The organism is Luteimonas sp. MC1572, assembly GCF_016615815.1.
Taxonomy (GTDB): domain Bacteria; phylum Pseudomonadota; class Gammaproteobacteria; order Xanthomonadales; family Xanthomonadaceae; genus Luteimonas.
In genome coordinates this window covers 2,926,636-2,943,942 of sequence record NZ_CP067112.1, presented here as the reverse complement: position 1 = coordinate 2,943,942, position 17,307 = coordinate 2,926,636, and the positions used below count along the sequence as shown (strand labels likewise).

The 17,307-nt window shown below is 72.7% G+C and carries 12 protein-coding genes; 4 read left to right on the top strand and 8 right to left on the bottom strand.

Annotated features, from left to right (window positions below; translation table 11 throughout):
- Positions 1 to 3: 3 nt before the first annotated feature.
- Together JGR64_RS13460 and JGR64_RS13455 are read right to left on the bottom strand one after the other, a co-directional pair.
- On the bottom strand, positions 4 to 627 hold the full coding sequence (locus JGR64_RS13460) for a YdcF family protein (RefSeq protein ID WP_199374099.1): 624 nt from the start codon (positions 625 to 627) through the stop codon (positions 4 to 6).
- Entirely contained in the window at positions 624 to 1,580 is a 957-nt protein-coding gene (locus JGR64_RS13455) for a pyridoxal-phosphate dependent enzyme (protein ID WP_199374098.1), read from the bottom strand. The genes JGR64_RS13460 and JGR64_RS13455 overlap by 4 nt, the downstream gene beginning before the upstream one ends.
- A gap of 122 nt (positions 1,581 to 1,702) precedes the next feature.
- On the opposite strand from JGR64_RS13455, the gene JGR64_RS13450 reads away from it, so the two are divergent.
- The 3 genes from JGR64_RS13450 (at position 1,703) to JGR64_RS13440 (ending at position 5,403) form a co-directional block, all read left to right on the top strand.
- The gene (locus JGR64_RS13450; RefSeq protein ID WP_199374096.1) at positions 1,703 to 2,509 is read left to right on the top strand and encodes a hypothetical protein; all 807 of its coding nucleotides are present in this window, start codon (positions 1,703 to 1,705) and stop codon (positions 2,507 to 2,509) included.
- A gap of 407 nt (positions 2,510 to 2,916) precedes the next feature.
- Positions 2,917 to 4,800: a tRNA uridine-5-carboxymethylaminomethyl(34) synthesis enzyme MnmG gene (mnmG, locus tag JGR64_RS13445; RefSeq protein ID WP_199374094.1), complete on the top strand. Its 1,884-nt coding sequence runs from the start codon at positions 2,917 to 2,919 to the stop codon at positions 4,798 to 4,800.
- A 117-nt stretch (positions 4,801 to 4,917) separates the two neighbouring features.
- Positions 4,918 to 5,403: an Hsp20/alpha crystallin family protein gene (locus JGR64_RS13440; RefSeq protein ID WP_199374092.1), complete on the top strand. Its 486-nt coding sequence runs from the start codon at positions 4,918 to 4,920 to the stop codon at positions 5,401 to 5,403.
- An 84-nt stretch (positions 5,404 to 5,487) separates the two neighbouring features.
- Here JGR64_RS13440 and JGR64_RS13435 read toward each other — a convergent pair whose 3' ends face one another.
- The 4 genes from JGR64_RS13435 to JGR64_RS13420 all read right to left on the bottom strand — a co-directional run bounded on the left by JGR64_RS13435 (position 5,488) and on the right by JGR64_RS13420 (position 10,021).
- Positions 5,488 to 6,660, bottom strand: a complete 1,173-nt coding sequence (locus JGR64_RS13435) for a porin (protein WP_199374090.1) — start codon at positions 6,658 to 6,660, stop codon at positions 5,488 to 5,490.
- A 165-nt stretch (positions 6,661 to 6,825) separates the two neighbouring features.
- Positions 6,826 to 7,008: an oxidoreductase-like domain-containing protein gene (locus tag JGR64_RS13430; protein ID WP_199374088.1), complete on the bottom strand. Its 183-nt coding sequence runs from the start codon at positions 7,006 to 7,008 to the stop codon at positions 6,826 to 6,828.
- Positions 7,009 to 7,138: 130 nt separating this feature from the next.
- Positions 7,139 to 9,511 (bottom strand): Tex family protein, encoded by a 2,373-nt coding sequence (locus tag JGR64_RS13425; protein WP_199374381.1) that lies wholly within the window; start codon positions 9,509 to 9,511, stop codon positions 7,139 to 7,141.
- A gap of 102 nt (positions 9,512 to 9,613) precedes the next feature.
- Positions 9,614 to 10,021: a DUF2007 domain-containing protein gene (locus JGR64_RS13420; RefSeq protein ID WP_199374086.1), complete on the bottom strand. Its 408-nt coding sequence runs from the start codon at positions 10,019 to 10,021 to the stop codon at positions 9,614 to 9,616.
- A gap of 26 nt (positions 10,022 to 10,047) precedes the next feature.
- Between JGR64_RS13420 and JGR64_RS13415 the strand changes: the two genes are divergently transcribed.
- Positions 10,048 to 11,379, top strand: a complete 1,332-nt coding sequence (locus tag JGR64_RS13415; RefSeq protein ID WP_199374085.1) for a hypothetical protein — start codon at positions 10,048 to 10,050, stop codon at positions 11,377 to 11,379.
- 33 nt (positions 11,380 to 11,412) lie between these two features.
- On the opposite strand, the gene JGR64_RS13410 is transcribed toward JGR64_RS13415, so the two are convergent.
- Together JGR64_RS13410 and JGR64_RS13405 are read right to left on the bottom strand one after the other, a co-directional pair.
- On the bottom strand, positions 11,413 to 15,330 hold the full coding sequence (locus tag JGR64_RS13410) for a translocation/assembly module TamB domain-containing protein (protein ID WP_199374083.1): 3,918 nt from the start codon (positions 15,328 to 15,330) through the stop codon (positions 11,413 to 11,415).
- The gene (locus tag JGR64_RS13405; RefSeq protein WP_199374081.1) at positions 15,330 to 17,225 is read right to left on the bottom strand and encodes an autotransporter assembly complex family protein; all 1,896 of its coding nucleotides are present in this window, start codon (positions 17,223 to 17,225) and stop codon (positions 15,330 to 15,332) included. Before JGR64_RS13405 ends, JGR64_RS13410 begins: the two co-directional genes overlap by 1 nt.
- Between the last annotated feature and the right edge of the window lie 82 nt (positions 17,226 to 17,307).

Below are 17,307 nucleotides of genomic sequence, written 5' to 3'. Positions count from 1 at the left end.
CCGCTACTCGGGTCTGACCACCACGTCGCGGTGGAAGAAGTACACCTCGCGCGCGAGGAACCGCCATTGCGTGCGGAAGCTGCGGAACCGGCTGCTCGGCGTGGGCGAGCCGAGCGCGTCGATGCCGAGCCGGCGGCACAGCCGCAGCGCGCGCGCCATGTGCAGCGGATCACTGACCACGATCACGCGCTGCAGGCCGTTTTCGGACAGCACGTCGCGCGCCTGCGCCAGGTTCTGGAAGGTGGTGCGCGACAGGGTTTCGAACAGGATGGCGTCGTCCGGAACGCCCTGGCGCAGCGCATACGTGCGCGCCACCTGCGATTCGGAGAAACGCGCGCCGCTGCCATAGCCGCCGGTGAACACCAGGGTCGGCGCAAAGCCGCGTTCGTAGAGCGCGATGCCATGGCGGATGCGTTCGGTGAACACCGGCGACGGCCGCGTGTCGTAGGCGGCGGCACCCAGCACCACGATGGCATCGGCCGGCCCGGCCTGGTCGCGGCCGCCCACGTAGACGATCCACGCGGCCACCCCCGCCAGCCACAGCAGGCACAGCAGCACGAGGCGCGGCAGCCAGCGCAAGCTGCGCAGGCGCGGTTGCCGGCGGCGTTGGGCGCGGCGCCGGCTCATGCGCGCCACGGCAGTGCGTCGAGATCGACGTTGCCGCCCGAGAGCACCACGCCGACACGCTGGCCGGCGAAGCGCTCGCGCTGCCCAAGCACCGCGGCGAGCGCGATCGCCGACGACGGCTCGACGACCTGTTTCAGCCGCTGCCATAGCAGGCGCATCGCGGCGACCGTGTCGGCGTCGTCGACTAGGATGACTTCGGCGCCGTGCTCGCGGAGCAGGGAAAAGCCGGGCGCGCCGAGCGTGCCGCGCAGGCCGTCGCAGATGGTGTCGGGCACCAGGTCGGTGACCCGTTCGCCACATGCCAGCGAAGCCTGCGTGTCCGCGGCGCCGCGCGGCTCGGCGAGGAACAGGCGGCAGCCCGGTGCGCGCGCGGCCAGCGTGAGCGCCGTGCCGGCCGCCAGGCCGCCGCCGCCCACCGGCACCACCAGGGCATCCAGGTCACCCGCCTCGGCGAGCAGCTCCAGTGCTGCCGTTCCTTGCCCGGCGATCACCAGCGGATCGGCATAGGGATGGACCAGCGTTGCGCCGCTGGCCGTCTGGACCTCCGCGCAGGCCGCCTCACGGGCGGCGATGCCGGGCGCGCAGCGGTGCAGTACCGCACCGTACGCGGCAATGGCCGCCAGTTTGGCCCGCACCGCGTCCGCCGGGACCACCACGTGGCAGGACATGCCGCGCGTCGCCGCGGCCAGGGCCAGCGCACCGCCATGGTTGCCGGACGAATGGGTCACCACGCCGCGTGCGGCCACGGCGTCGGGCAGCGCCCACACCGCATTGCATGCCCCGCGGAACTTGAACGCACCCGCGCGCTGCAGGTGCTCGCCCTTGAAGGCGAGCGTGCACCCGGCCAACGCATCCAGGCCGCGCGACCGGAGCACCGGCGTGACCAGTGCGTGTGGCGCGATGCGGGCGGCAGCGGCAAGCACGTCGTCGAAGCTGGGCAGGGCGTCGGGCATGTCCGCACATTATCCGAGATGGCTGAGGGGTTCAGCCGCGCTTCTTGCAATCGGCGGTGGGTTAAGCGCCAATTCAAGGGCTTGGGCCGACTCTGGCCCAGTACACCTCCAGGGGAATCGCCATGATCCGCAAGTTCCTTATCGCCGCCGCCGCAGCGCTGGTGCTGGGCGGTTGCGCCACCGGTTACGGCTACAGCGGCCGTGGCGGATACGACGCCTACGGCGACTACTACCACGGTGGCGGCTACGGCCGTGGTGGTTATGACGGCTATGGCGGATACGGGTATGGCGCGCCGTACGGGCTCGGTGTCGGCATCGGCTATTACGGCGGCTATGGCCGCTACTACGGTGGTTACGGCTCGCCGTGGTACGGCGGTTCCTCATGGTACGGCTGGCCCGGTTACGGCTATTACCCGCCGTATCGCCCGCCATACCGCCCGCCGTACCAGGGCCGTCCGGACAGGCCGGATCCGCCGTCCACGGGCATTCCGTCGCGGCCGAGCCAGTCGCAGGCGCGCCCGCATATCCGCGACGGCTGGGAATCACGGCCCGGACGCACGATCACGCCATCTGACGGTCGCCTGCGGGCACCGGCTCCCGCAGACCGGGCGCCTCCGCGCACCCGCGAGCGCCCGCTGCAGCGGGATCCGCGACCCACGTCGATGATGGCTCCAGACGCCAGGCTGCGGACGCCCGTCGTGCAACAGGAGCGGCCGGGCGCGCGCATGCAGCCAGTCGAGCGCGCCGCGCCGTTGCAGGCACGGCAGCAACGCCCCGTGCCTGCGGCGGCCCAGGGCGGGCGCCTGCAGTCGCCAGCCAGGGTTGAGCGCAGCGCCGCCGTCCCCGCGTCGCGGCCTGCGGTCCGGGCGCCAGTGCGCAGCGCGACGGAGCGGCGCAGCACCCGCGAGGTCCTGACGGAGACGCCGTAACGCGACCTGTGTCGCGAACTTGAAACATATTGCCGCTTGCAAAGGGGCTCGCAGTGGTCGCAAGCTAGGCCAACTGACCGGTTGCGTCGCTTTAGGACGTAATTGGGTCTGACGATTGTCGACACCCGGCGGGGGATCCCGGATCCCCCCTGTTCCGCTCCCGCCGGGCGTCGGCGCCTTTCAAGGCGCCACCGGCCCGTTCCTGCGGCCAAAAAAAACGGGGCCGAACGTCCCCCGACGTTCGGCCCCTTCGCTCCCCCGGAATGCGCCTGGCCAGCCCTGTTCCAATCTCCGGCCCCGTCCCCCTGGGTCGTTGGCCATTCCGGGTGCGCCAGAAGAGAATGCAGGTAGCGTGCCAACTTTCCGCGCGCGCGCACTCCGCCAACAGCTAACGCGATAATCGCGACATGCATCACGACTTCCATCGCTACGACGTCATCGTCATCGGCGGTGGCCACGCCGGCACCGAAGCCGCGATGGCCGCCGCGCGCGCCGGTGCGCGCACGTTGCTGCTGACACACAACATCGAGACGGTCGGCGCGATGAGCTGCAATCCGGCCATCGGCGGCATCGGCAAGGGCCATCTGGTGCGCGAGATCGACGCGCTCGGCGGCGTGATGGCGCGCGCCGCCGACGCCGCCGGCATCCAGTGGCGCCGGCTCAACGCATCCAAGGGGCCGGCGGTGCGCGCAACGCGTTGCCAGGCGGATCGTGCGCTGTATCGCGCCTTCATCCGTCGCGCAGTGGAAGCGCAGGCCAACCTCACCGTGTTCCAGGCCGCGGTCGATGACCTGGTGATCGAAGCCGGCAGCGTGCGCGGCGCGGTGACCAACACCGGTCTGCGCTTCGATGCGCCGGCGGTGGTGCTGACCGCGGGCACCTTCCTCGCCGGGCGCATCCATGTCGGCGAAACCCAGTACTCCGCCGGCCGCATGGGCGACCCGCCGGCAACCACGCTGGCCGCGCGCCTGCGCGACGGCCCGTTCGTGGTCGATCGGCTGAAGACCGGCACGCCGCCGCGCATCGATGGCCGCAGCCTCGACTACTCGGTGATGGTGGAGCAGCCCGGCGACGACCCGCGCCCGGTGTTTTCGTTCATGGGCACGCACGCCGACCAGCCGCGCCAGGTCTCGTGCTGGATCACCCAGACCACGGAGCGCACGCACGACATCATCCGCGGCGCGCTGCACCGTTCTCCCCTGTACTCGGGACAGATCGAAGGCACCGGCCCGCGCTACTGCCCGTCGATCGAGGACAAGGTGGTGCGCTTCGCGGAAAAGGCGAGCCACCAGGTGTTCGTCGAGCCGGAAGGGCTGGATGTCGCCGAGATCTACCCCAACGGCATCTCCACCTCGCTGCCGTTCGACGTGCAGCTTGCGCTGGTGCGTTCGGTGCAGGGCTTCGGGCGCGCGCACATCACCCGCCCGGGCTACGCGATCGAATACGACTTCTTCGATCCGCGCGGGCTCAAGGCCACGCTGGAAACCAAGGCCGTGGCAGGGCTGTTCTTCGCCGGCCAGATCAACGGCACCACCGGCTACGAAGAAGCCGCCGCGCAGGGCCTGCTGGCCGGCGCCAACGCCGCGCGCCTGGTGCAGGGCCATGAAGGCTGGTCGCCGCGCCGCGACCAGGCCTACATCGGCGTCCTGGTCGACGATCTCATCACCCACGGCACGGTCGAGCCGTACCGCATGTTCACCTCGCGCGCCGAATACCGCCTGCAGCTGCGCGAGGACAACGCCGACCTGCGGCTCACCGCGATCGGCCGCGACCTGGGCCTGGTCGACGACGCGCGCTGGGATGCGTTCGCACGCAAGCGCGATGCGGTGGCGGCCGAGACCGCGCGCCTGGGCGCGCTGCGCGCGTCGCCCAACAACGCGACCGGGCGCGAGGCGGTGGCCACGCTCGGCATCGAACTGAGCCGCGAATCCAGCGCGCTCGACCTGCTGCGCAGGCCCGAGCTCGACTACGCGCGACTGGTCACGGTGCCGGCATTCGGACCGGCAGTGGCCGATCCGGCCGTGGCCGAGCAGGTCGAGATCGAGACCAAGTATTCCGGCTACCTCGAGCGCCAGCGCGAGGAGATCGCGCGCCAGCGGCGCAGCGAGGACACCACGATCGACCACGCGTTCGACTACGCCGTGGTCCGCGGCCTGTCGTCGGAACTGCGCCAGAAACTGGAGCAGGTGCGGCCTGGCACCATCGGCCAGGCGCAGCGCATCCCGGGCATGACTCCGGCGGCGATCTCGCTGTTGCTGGTGCACCTGCAGCGTCGCCGGCGCGTGGCTTAACGGCAGGCAACGGTGGACGCGCGATGCGGCCGCCGCCACCTTGATCACGGTTCCGCCGTTCCTATCTCCGCCAGTGGTGGGCCGGTGCGCCTGCCCTGCAACAACGGAGGAGGACATATGAACCAGATCAGCCGCCAGCGCGACCAGTGGCCTCGCGCCCAGGACCCGATGGGCCAGCTCTTCGACCGCCTCTTCGGCGGCAACCTGATGGGCGACACCGGCAACGACGAATCGTCGGTGGTCACCAGCCAGTGGGCGCCACGCGTCGACATCAAGGAAGAACACGACCGCTTCGTGCTCTATGCCGACATCCCCGGCGTCGACCCCAAGGACATCGAGATCCAGATGGACAAGGGGCTGCTCACCCTGAAGGGCGAGCGCAGCAGCGTGACCCGCGAGGAAGGCGAGCAGTTCTCGCGCATCGAGCGCAGCCACGGCATTTTCCATCGCCGGTTCGCACTGCCCGACAGCGCCGATCCGGACCGCATCTCGGCGAGCGGCGAGCACGGCGTGCTCGAGATCGTCATCCCGAAGCGGCCGGAAACCACCCCGCGCCGGATCCAGGTGGGTTCACGCACCACCACGCAGCAGAACGGCGGATAACGCCGCGCATTGCCAGGGTCGGCCGGCATCCGCGGCTGCGGGTGCCGGCCGACCAGTCCACGCGACGCAGGTTGTGTGCGCCGCTCAGAACTTCCAGGTCGCCCGCAGATACACGTCGTCGTCCCGTCGCGGGCCGGCGGCGCTGGCGGGCAGGTCGATCTCCTCGCGGCGGCGGATGCGCGCGTCGAGCTGCCAGGCCTTCGAGGCCTGCCACACCCAGCGCGCCTCGAGCAGCTCGTCGTGGGGGCGGAAGTCGCTCGACAGCAGCCAGCCGTCGGCCACGCGCCCGTAGACGAGGCCGAAGTCGTGGTCGGGCAGGACGTCCATGAAGCTGAAGGAGGCCTGCCAGGACAGCGCGTCGGCTTCGCCGGTGCCGGAGTTCACCGCCTCGCGGCGCGGCGTGTCCGGCGCCCAACCGATCTCGCCGCCGAGCCGGAACCTGGTGCCGCCGTCGCCCAGCGGCCATTCGGCGGCGGCCTTGGCGGTCACCGCCAGGTAGTCCTCGAGCGCCGGGTCGGCGAGGCCGTTGGTGCGCAGCGCGGACGGCAGCCAGGTCAGCGTGACCATGCGCTGCACCACGGGGCCGACGGCCGTCTTCGATTCCGCCGCCACGAACAGGCCGGCGCGCGAACCGCCATCGGCGAAGTCCAGCGGGCGGCGCAGCGCGCCGGTGGGGCCGCGGCGGTCGTTGTGCCGCGCGATCACGTGCGTGGTCCAGTCCTGGCCCCGCCACTGCCACCAGGCGCCATCGGTCCAGGTGATGTCGAAGTTGGTGCTGTCGTTCTGGTCCAACGACTTCTTCATGATGTCGTCGATGGCGAACGCGGCCTGGAAGCGCCCCAGGCGCAGGCTCCAGGGCGATTCCGCGGGGCGGTATTCCAGGTAGGCCTCGTCGATGGTCGCCTGGCCGTCCTCGAGTCCGGCGGGGCCGGGCGCGTAGGTGCGCACCCAGAATTCCGCGTCGTCCTGTTCGCTGTCGAGGCGCGCGGCCACGCGGCCGCTGGCATGCCAGTCGCCGCCGAGGTCGCCGCGCACGCGGAAGCGCACCCTGGCGCGGATGCTGTCGGCGTCGGTGGTGGCGCCGCTGCGGGCGCGCGTTTCGGAGCCGACGTAGCCGAAGCGGACGTCGCCGCTGGTTTGCCACGCGTCGCTGGCCTGCGCGCCGCCCGCGGCGAGTGCCAGGGCGAGCGCCAGGGCAGTGCGTCCGGCGTGGCGCGCCGGGGTTCGCCGGGCGAGCCGGCCTTGAATCGCGTGCACGTCGTCGACCTCCAGGCCATGCGGGTGCCGGGGCAGCGCGGAAACAGGCTGCCCCGGATCGTGGGAGGAGTATGGATACGCGCCTGCGGCGGGTCCTTGACCCGCATCAACCGGGCGCGTGCCGCGCGTGGCGGCATCGGGCCATCAGGCGCTGATGCGCCGGCGTCAGCCGGCGTCGGGGTGGCGCTCGAGCCAGCGTGCGAGCTGCTCGCGGTAGAACTGCAGCTCTTCGCTGTAGCTGTCATTCACGCACGGGTCGCAGCCGCTGTCGCAGCAGTCGCTGGGGAGCGGCGGCTCGGGCGGCACCGGGCGCGGGTCGCGGTCTGGGACGGGATGGAGCGTTTTCATCGCCCGCCATTGTCCCACGCAGCGCCCGGGCGAAGGTTCCGCCGCGCTGAACATGGCGTGCCAGCAGCGTGCACGCGTCGCGCCCGCCACGTCCGGCGTGGCGGGCCGACGTGGCCGGAGGCCGCAATCCTCAGCTGCGCTTCGCGCGGGAGAAGGCGTCGGCCAGTGCGCTGTTCGCTGGCGGGGCGTCGGCGCGCGGGGCGCCGCTGCGTGGACCATTCCCGGGTCCGCCAGCGCCGCGCGGGCCACCACCCGTGCGCGAGCGCGGATCGCGGGCACCGCCATCGCGGCGCGCGTCCTGCCGTTCCTCGCGCGGCGCCGGCGCATCATCCAGCCGCCGCGTCAGCGCGATGCGCTTGCGGGCCACGTCGACCTCCAGCACCTTCACTTTCACGATGTCGCCGGCCTTGACCACCTCGCGCGGGTCCTTCACGTAGCGGTCCGCCAGCGCGGAGATGTGCACCAGCCCGTCCTGGTGCACGCCGATGTCGACGAAGGCACCGAACGCGGCGACGTTGCTCACCACGCCCTCGAGGATCATCCCCACGCGCAGGTCCCTGATGTCCTCGACGCCGTCGGCGAAGGTCGCCGCCTTGAACTCCGGGCGCGGGTCGCGGCCCGGCTTTTCCAGCTCGCCGAGGATGTCGCGCACGGTCGGCTCGCCGAAGCGCGCGTCGGTGAACTGTGCGGGCTTGAGCGTGCGCACGAAGGCGGCATCGCCGATCAGCGCTTTCACCTCGCGGCCACAGGCCTGCACCATGCGCTCGACCACCGGATACGCCTCGGGATGCACGGCGGAGGCATCGAGCGGTTCGTCGCCGTCGGCGATGCGCAGGAAACCGGCGCACTGCTCGAAGGTCTTCTCGCCCAAGCGCGGCACCTTCAAGAGGTCCTTGCGGCGCTTGAACGGTCCGTTGGCGTCGCGGTGCGCGACGATGTTGTCGGCCACCGTGGTCGACAGCCCGGCAACACGCGCGAGCAGCGCACCCGAGGCGGTGTTGACGTGCACGCCGACCGCGTTGACGCAGTCCTCGACGCGCGCATCCAGCGCGCGCGCCAGCCGGTACTGGTCGACGTCGTGCTGGTACTGGCCGACGCCGATCGCCTTGGGCTCGATCTTGACCAGTTCGGCGAGCGGATCCTGCAGCCGCCGCGCGATCGACACCGCGCCGCGGATCGACACGTCCAGGCCGGGGAACTCACGGGCCGCGGTCTCCGATGCCGAATACACCGAGGCGCCGGCCTCGCTGACCACGATCTTCTGCAGCTTCAGTTCCGGCGCGGCCTTCATGACGTCGGCGGCGAGCCGGTCGGTCTCGCGCGAGGCGGTGCCGTTGCCGATCGCGACCAGCTGCACGCCATGCTCGGCGCACAGCTTGCGCAGCACGTGCACCGACTGGTCCCACTGCTTGCGTGGCTCGTGCGGATAGATGGTGTCGGTGGCGACCAGCTTGCCGGTGGCGTCGACCACCGCGATCTTGCAGCCGGTGCGGATGCCCGGGTCGATGCCGAGCACCGCCTTGGGTCCCGCCGGCGCCGCCAGCAGCAGGTCCTTGAGGTTGTCGCCGAACACCGTGATCGCTTCGGCCTCGGCCTTCTCGCGCGCCTGCGCGAACAGGTCGAGCATCAGGTGCAGCTGCAGCTTGGCGCGCCACGCCAGGCGGCAGGCGTTGAGCAGCCAGGCGTCGGCGGCACGGCCCGCCGCGCGGATGCCGGCGCGCAGCGCGACGCGGCCCTCGGCGTAGGCGTTGCCGGCGTCGACATCGCTGCCGGGTTCCAGCTCGATCTGCAGGAATTCCTCGCGGCGGCCGCGGAACAGCGCCAGCAGCCGGTGCGAGGGGATCTTCGCCAGCGGCTCGGCGTGGTCGAAGTAGTCGCGGAACTTCTCGCCGGCGGCTTCCTTGCCCTCGGCCACCTTCGACCGGATCACGCCCTGCGCGGACAGCCATTCGCGCAGCTCGCCGATCAGCGCCGCGTCCTCGCCCCAGCGCTCGATCAGGATCGCGCGCGCGCCTTCCAGCGCGGCCTTGGCATCGGCGACGCCGTTGTCGGCATCGACGAAGCCGAGTGCGAACTCGTCCGGCACCTGCGTCGGGTCGGCGAGCAGGCCGTCGGCCAGCGGCTCCAGCCCGGCTTCGCGCGCGATCTGCGCACGGGTGCGGCGCTTGGGCTTGTAGGGCAGGTACAGGTCTTCCAGGCGCGCCTTGCTGTCGGCGGCGTCGATGTCGGCGCGCAGTTCGTCGCTCAGCTTGCCCTGCTCGTCGATGCTGGCCAGGATCGCCGCGCGCCGCTCCTCGAGCTCGCGCAGGTAGGCCAGGCGGACCTCGAGGTCGCGCAGCTGGGTGTCGTCGAGGCCCTCGGTGGCCTCCTTGCGGTAGCGCGCGATGAACGGCACGGTCGCGCCGCCGTCGAGCAGCGCGGTGGCGGCGTCGACCTGGGCGGGGCGGGCACCGATCTCGTCGGCGATGGTGGCGGCGATCTTGCGCGCGAGCGCGGGCGTGATGTCCAGCGTCGTGTCCTGCAGGCAGGCGGCAGCAAATCGCCGCGGACCGGTGATTGTCCCCCGCGTCGCCGAAGCGCGTAACCCGTTGACAGCGCCGGCCGCTCAGGCCTTGCGCACGACCTCGTCGGAACCGCCGCGGCGCCGGCGCCATGGCAGCGGCAGGCCGAGCAGCATCAGCGCCGCCCAGGCGATGCGGCTGGAGACGGATTCGCGGTCGGGTGGCAGCAGGCGCGCGTCATCCGCTGCGGCTTCGGCCGCGTCGGCGGCATCGTCTTCGGCGGTGTCGAGCGCGTATGCGCCGGCATCGAGTTCGGCGAGCACGCGGCGCGCATGGATCGCCTGGGCGTCGGGCACCCGCAGGCGCATGCCGCCGATCGCCAGCCGCCACTCCCAGTTGGCGATCGCGGTGCCGGTGTCGTCCAGGCGTGCGTCGAGGCCCTCGGCCTGCAGCAGCCCGCAGGCGAGGTGCGCCTCGAGCGGATCGCTGTAGCTGGCGACGGTGGTGAACATGGCGTGGCCCACGGTACGCTGCAGCCATGCGCACCGCCATCCTCGCCCTTGCCGTGCTGGGCCTTGCCGCCGGATGTGGCGACAGGGCCGAGACCCCCGCGCCCGCCGCGCCCGCCGCCGGCGTCGATCCCGCCGTGGAGCGCGTCGTCGAGGACTGGCCGCTGCCGGCGACGCAGCCCGGCTCGGCGCTGCCGGACCTCGCGCGCGCGGCCGATGGCCGCCTGCTGCTGGCGTGGACCAATTCGCAGCCCGGCCGCCGCCACATCCTGCAGTTCTCCAGCTACCACCCGGGCGACCTGCGCTGGCAGACCGCGCCGGTCACCATCGCCATCGGCCAGAGCATGGTCGTGAACTGGGCCGACACGCCGCACATCACCGCCACCGCCGACGGCACGCTGTGGGCGCACTGGCTGCAGAAGAACGGCGCGGCGCCGCACGCCTACGACGTGGCCCTCAGCAACTCGCGCGACGGCGGCATGCGCTGGAGCACGCCGTTCAGCCCGCACGACGACGGCACCGCCAGTGAGCACGGGTTCGTGTCGCTGTGGCCGCAGGCGCAGGACAGCGTCGGCATCGCCTGGCTGGATGGCCGCAACACGGGCGCGGCGATGGCCGCGACCGATGCCGCTGCAGCGGAAGCCTCCGCTGGTGGCGACGCCGGTCATGCCCACGGCGCCGAAGCTGGCGGTGCGATGACCCTGCGCGCCGCCGTTTATGGCCCCACGCTGCGTCGCACGCTGGACACGGAGATCGACGCCAGCGTCTGCGATTGCTGCCAGACCTCGGTGGCGGTGACCGGGCGCGGCGCGCTGCTGGTGTACCGCGGCCGCACCTCCGGCGAAGTGCGCGACATCATGACCACGCGCCTGATCGGCGATGCGTGGACGACGCCCGTGCGCGTGCATGCCGACAACTGGACCATGCCGGCCTGCCCGGTCAACGGCCCGTCCGTGGCCGCCGAAGGCGATGCGGCGGTGGTGGCCTGGTACACCGCGCCTGACGGCGTGGCGCAGGTGCGCGCCGCGTACAGCGATGATGCGGGCACCACGTTCGCGGCGCCGGTGGACCTCGACCGCGGCGAAGCGGTGCAGGGCCGCGTCGATGTCGCGCTCGGCGATGACCAGGCCTGGCTGCTGTGGCTGCGCGAGGACGGCGACGGGCAGTCGCTGTGGCTGTCGCGCCGCTCGCCAGATCTCGCCACCGAATACCAGCGCCTGCAGGTGGCGAAGGTCGCTGGCCGCGGGCGCGGCACGGGCTTCCCGCAGCTGCAGGTCGCCAACGGCGTGGCGCATGTGGTGTGGACCGACGTCGTCGACGGCGTGGCGCAGCTGCGCGGCGCACGCGTTTTGGTGCGCTGACGCAGCGGCCTCGCGGCGCGCGGCGGCGCTTATTCAGCGCTCGTGGCGGTAGTTGATCGAGCCGCGGCTTTCCAGCGTGCTCGATTCGATCTCGATGTCGAAGCCGCGGCGCAGCAGGTACTTCAGCGTCAGTACCTGGCCGGTGCCGAGCAGCGACACGCCAAATCCGACATACAGCCGCGGCGACAGCTGCTTGCCCACGCCGAGCACGCTGCCGCCCAGCGCGCGCGATTCCATCACGCCGGCGTCGTCCAGGCCGATCTGCTTGCCCAGCTGGCCGGCCAGCAGGCTGCCGCCGGCGTTGAGCGCGGCGGAGGCGGCATCGAGGTCGCGCGCCTGGCTGCCGCTGAGGCTCGACAGCGGACGGCCGAGCGCCAGGTAGGCGAGGGCTTCGGCTTCGTCGCTGGCGGGATCGGTCCAGACGCGCGCGCGCGGCGCCGAGGCGCGGCCATCGACGTCGATGCCCGCCGTCACGTCGCCCACGCGGCGCTCGGCGCGGATGTCGAGCACCGGGTCGGCGACCGGCGTGTTCGACCACTCCAGCCGCCCGCGGGTGATGTCGAGCTCCTGGCCGTAGGCCTCGTAGCGGCCACCGACCTCGAGCATGCCGTCGCCGGTCATCTCGCGGCCGGCGCGCGAGCGCACGCGCAGGCGCCCACCCAGCGTGCCTTCCAGGCCGAAGCCGTTGAGCGTCACGGCGTCGCCCATCACCAGCGACAGGTCGAGCTCCATCGCCATCGGCGGTCCCTTCTCGGGGTCCACCGGGTCGAGGACGACCACGTCGGGCGAGACCGACGCGCCGTCGCTCAGGCGCTCCAGGTCCATGTGCGCACTGGGCACGCCGACCGTGCCGGTGACGCGCAGCGGCTGGCGCGCGGCATAGCGCACCTCGATGTCGGGGCTGGCCACGGCGCGCAGGTCGCGGGTGTCGGAGACCAGCACGTCGTTGCCGCGCACGCGCAGCACCAGCGGCGCGTCCGCACTCTGCCAGCCGAGGCTGCCGTCGATCGCCAGGCGCCCCGTGCCACCGGTGCCGAGCGTGCCGGTGATGCGCGCCGTGCCGTCGGGCAGCGCGTCCAGGCGCGCGCTGCCGTCGACGATCGCGATGGCGAGCGCCGGCAGCTCGGCGTTGAATCCGCTCAGCGCGGCCTGGCCGCCGAGCGACGGCTGCGCGCGCGTGCCACCAAGGCGGATGTCGGCGTCCAGCTTGCCGGTGGGCGAGACGATGTCCGGCGAGAAAACTTCCATCCAGGTGAGTTCACTGGTGGCCAGCGCGATCTCGCCGTCGAGCGGCGCGTAGGCATCCCAGCCGGTGCGCAGGCGCGCATCGATCCGGCCGTCGCCGTTGAACGCGCTGCCGAGCGTGGCGTCGATGCGGTTGGCGTCGAATCGCGCCGTGAGCGCCAGGCCTTCGTACGACAGCACGCTGCGCCGCGCGCCGGGCCGCGTGCGCAGCGCGCCACTCGCCGAGGTGAGGTCGACATGGCCCTGCCAGGCGCGGCCCGCCGGGCGCAGCCGGCCATCGAGGTCGATGCTGCCGTCCAGCGCCCAGGGGCGGCCGTTGTCCTGCTCCGGCAGATAGGGCAGCGCCAGCGCCAGCGGCAGGCCCTCGCCGCTGACCGCCAGCCCCTGGCGCGGCCAGTCGGCGCTGGCGCAGAGGTTGCCGCCGGCCGTGGACGCCAGGCAGGTGCGCGACAGCGTCCAGCGGCTGCCGGCCTGCTGGGCGAAGATGGCCGGTGCCTGCAGGCGCCAGCTGGCACCACGCGCCGGCGCGGCATCCAGCGACGCGAGCGCGCCGCGCCACAGGCCATTGCCGCCACGCTGCGCGCTGCCGGCCAGCGCGAGCCGACCGATCTCGCCCTGCGCGTCGGCGCCGAACTCGAGGTCTTCGACCGCGCCGCGCGCGCGCACCGCCAGGGTGTCGAAGGCGATGCCGGCCTGCAGCCCGCCGGCATCGATGGCGAGCTCGCCGCCGCGGCCACGCCAGGGCAGGTGGCCCTGCAGGCGCAGGCGGTCGGCGCGGTAATCGCCATGGCGCAGGCCCTCGCCGGTGAGGTCGGCGCGGATGTCGGGCGCGGCGCGCGGGCCGCTGACCGCGAACGTGCCGCGCAGCTGGCCGGACGCGCCGGGCAGCAGGTCGTCGAGCCGCAGCGGGCTGAGCGCGCCATCGACGGTGATGGTGTCGGTGAGGCGGCCGCTGGCGTCGATGCGGCTGGCGCCGACGGTCAGCGCGGCCTCGCCTTCAAAGCGCGCGACATCGGCCGCGGTCGCGGCGCCCTGCATCGCGAAGCGCGCACTGCCGGCCAGGCGCCGGCCGCGCAGCTGGCCGCCGAGGTCACGGGCATCGACGGAAATGTCCAGGCCGCCGTCGTCGCGGGTGGTGCCGGTGCTGGCGATGCGGCCGTCGATGGCGCCGTCGAAATCCGGCACGAAGTAGCCGGGGTCGAAGCCGGCCAGGGTGGCGTCCAGCGTCCAGCCCAGCGCCGGTGCCCAGGTCAGGTCGCCGCTGCCGTCGAGGCGGCCGCCGGGCATGGTCGCGCGCAGTGTCTGCAGCTGCATGCGGGCGTCGTCGCCGCGTCCCTTGAGCTCCAGTTCCGCGGATTGCGTGCCGCGCTCGAGTGCCGCCGTACCCACCAGCGCCCAGGCGTCGGTGCGCCCGGCGATGCCGAAGTCGGCATCGCCGCGCACGGTGGCCGCGGGGTCGGCGCTGGCGCCGTCTTCGGGTGTCGGCGCCCACGACAGCCCGCGGGCGATCACCGCGTAGCGGAATGTCGCCGCCTGCGGATCCTTGAAGTCGCCGCGTCCGGTGACGGTCACGCGGCCGTCGAACACGTCCAGCACCAGCGGCTCGAACGCCAGTACCTGTTCTTCCAGGCGCAGCTGCGACGGCTGCAGCACCGCGCGCAGCGTGCCCTGTGCCAGCTGCCCCTGCAGCGTCGCGGCACCGCCGGTGCCGTCGGCGCGCACGTCGAACGACAGCGGCGCGTCGCGGGTGCCGGTGCCGGCCAGCAGCGCCAGGTCGAGTTGTTCGCTGGCCGCGCTGAACGTCCAGCGCGGCGCGCCTGCGCCGCGCAGGGTGAGGCGCGCGCGCAGCGGCGCCGGGGCGTGGCCGGTCAGCGCGATGTCGAGCGCCGCCACGTCGCCGCGCGCCACCAGCCCGAAGCGCGGCCGGGTGCGGCCGACGGGGGCCGGCAGCAGCGCGGACGCGGTCAGGTCCATGCGGTAGTCGTCGCCCGGCGCGTACTCGCCGCCGGCGGTGAAGCGCCCGCGATCGCTCTCCACCACCACGTCGACGAGCTTGAGCGTGCCGCGCCGTGCATCCATGCCGCCGCGCAGCGAGGCGATGTCGATCAGCGGCTCGCCGCCGCGCAGCACGCCGAAGCCGTCGACCGCGATCGCGTCCGCCTGCAGGCCGAGCGGCGGATTGACCTGCGGCAGCACCTCGGGCCACTGCGGCAGCGAGAACGGCTCGTCGTCGGCGGGCGGCAGCTCGAGCACCGCGTCTTCGACCTCCAGGCGGTCGAGGCGCAGCAGGCGCCCGAGCAGCGGGCGGATGTCGGGGTCCAGGGTCACCCGGCGCGCGGCGAAGCGCAGCGCACGCGGCGTGGCGCAGCTGCCGTAGGGCGCCTGCTCGCCGTCGACGTCCGGGCACACCAGCTGCTCGAACACCACGTCGTGCATGGTCAGCGGCCCGGACGCCGGGCCTTCGGCGGCGCGCCAGGTGAGCGTGGTGCCGGCCGGCAGCCGCGCCACGACCTGGGCGAGCAGGAAATCACGGCCGCCGAGCGTGGACAGCAGCCAGTAGCCCGCCACCAGCAGCAGCGCGACCAGCGCGGCGGTGCCGATCGCGCTGCGCCGCGCCAGCAGGCGCATCCGCGCGCGGCGGCGTGCGCGCAATTCGGCGATGCGCGCCTCGCGCTCGTCCTCGCCCGGCTGCTGCGCGTGCGCCATCACAGGTCGGCGCCGATGTTGAGGTGCAGGGTGAACGGCGAGTCCGGATCGTCCAGGCCGCGCGCGACGTCGAACCTCAGCGGCCCTACAGGCGAACGCCAGCGCAGGCCGATGCCGACGCCGGTGCGGATGTCGGGTGAACCGTCGTAGGCGCTGCCGGTGTCGACGAACGCGGCCACGCCCCAGCTGCCGTCGAAGTAGTGCTCGTACTCGGCGCTGGCGGTGAACACGTGGCGCGCGCCGAGCGCGAAGCTGTCGTCATCGGCATCGACCACGCGCGGCCCGACCTCGCGCCATTCGTAGCCGCGGATGCTGTTGTCGCCGCCGGCGTAGAAACGCAGGCTGGGCGGCATGTCGACCAGCGCGCTGGTGGACGTGCGGCCGAATTCGCCGCGCAGGATCAGCCGGTCGAGTTCGCCGAAGCCCAGGTACCAGTGCGCGCGGGCATGCACCTGGGCGAAGCTCGCCTCCGAGCCCAGCCCTTCGGCGCCGCCGCGCAACAACAGGTGGCCGCTGTAGCCGCTGCGCGGGAACAGCGTGTCGTCGAGGTCCACGTAGCTGGCGCGCAGCGAGGGATAGGTGAAGGTGGCGTAGCGGTACAGCGCCGGCGTGTCGGGGTCGTTGTCGTCCTCGTACTGGTAGGCCCAGCGCTCGCGCAGCGCGTGCATCGAGGCGACCAGGTTGAGGTTGCGGTTGTACTGGCCGCTGCGGCTGGCGACGAATTCGATGCGGCGGGTGTCGATGTAGTCGGTCTGCTCGTCGGCCGCCTGCAGGCTGGCGGTGTACCAGCCGTCGAGCCACAGGAACGCCGGGATGCGGTACTGCATGGTGAGCGTCTTGCGCTTGCGTGCGTAGTCGAGCTGCGCCAGCGCCTTGTGGCCGCGGTCGTTGACGTAGCGGCGCTCCAGCCCGAGGCGCACGCCCGGCCCGCTGTCGGTGCCGTACGACAGGCCGGCGGTGTAGACGTCGCGCTTGGCGGGCGTGAGCGTCACGTCCACCGGCACCTCGCCGTCCACCGCCTCCTCGATGCGCGGCTGGATGTCGATGCGGCTGAAATAGTCCAGCCGCGCGAGCGAGGTGCGCAGCCGGTCCAGGCGGCCCTGGTGGTAATAGTCGCCCTCGTCCCAGTACACCAGGCGCTCGAGCAGGTCGTTGCGCACGACCGCCTTGGGCTCCTGCAGGAAGCGCGTCGCGCCCATGTCGTAGCGCGCGCCGCTGGTCCACACCAGCTCGATGTCGGCGGCGTGCTCGGCGCGGGTCACCGCCACCCGGCGCGCGGAGAAATCGGCGTCGAAGTAGCCGCGCTCGGCGAGGCGGCGGCTGATGCGCGTCTTGCTGGATTCGTAGGTCGGGTGGTGGAAGACCGAGCCTTCGCGCGGCAGGAAGGCGTCGATCTCCTCTTCCAGGTACCGGTCGTCGTGGCCGTCACCGAGGATGGCGATGTCGGCGCGACGCACGCGCACCGGTTCGCCGGGCTCGATGGTGATCACCACCGCGACCGGTCCGCGGCTGTCGGCGCCGCCCGCGCCCGGGGCGCGCACCTCGCGCGTCACCGCGGCCGCGCGCTCGGCATCGTCTTCGGGCGCGGCGGCGGTATCCAGCACGACCCGGCGGGCACCGTCACGCTCGCGCTCCACCACGATCCGCGGCGAGTAGTAGCCGAACGGCTCCAGCGCCTCGCGCGCCTCGTCGCCGGCGGCGCGCAGCATGTAGCCGAGGCGCCGTGGCGTGACCTCGCTGCCGATCGCGCCGCTCAGCGACAGCGAAGTGCGCACGTTGTCCTCGAGTTCGTCATCCAGGCCGCGGATCTCGACCGACGACACCTTCACCGCATGTGCAAGGCCGCCGATCGACAACAGGACGACGGCGATGGCGGCGCGGGAGGCTGGATGCATCGCGCGAGGATACCGGTCCGGCGTCAAGCCGCGATTAACGGCGCATGGCGCCGCAACCGCAGTGCCCGGCGGCACCGCGGTG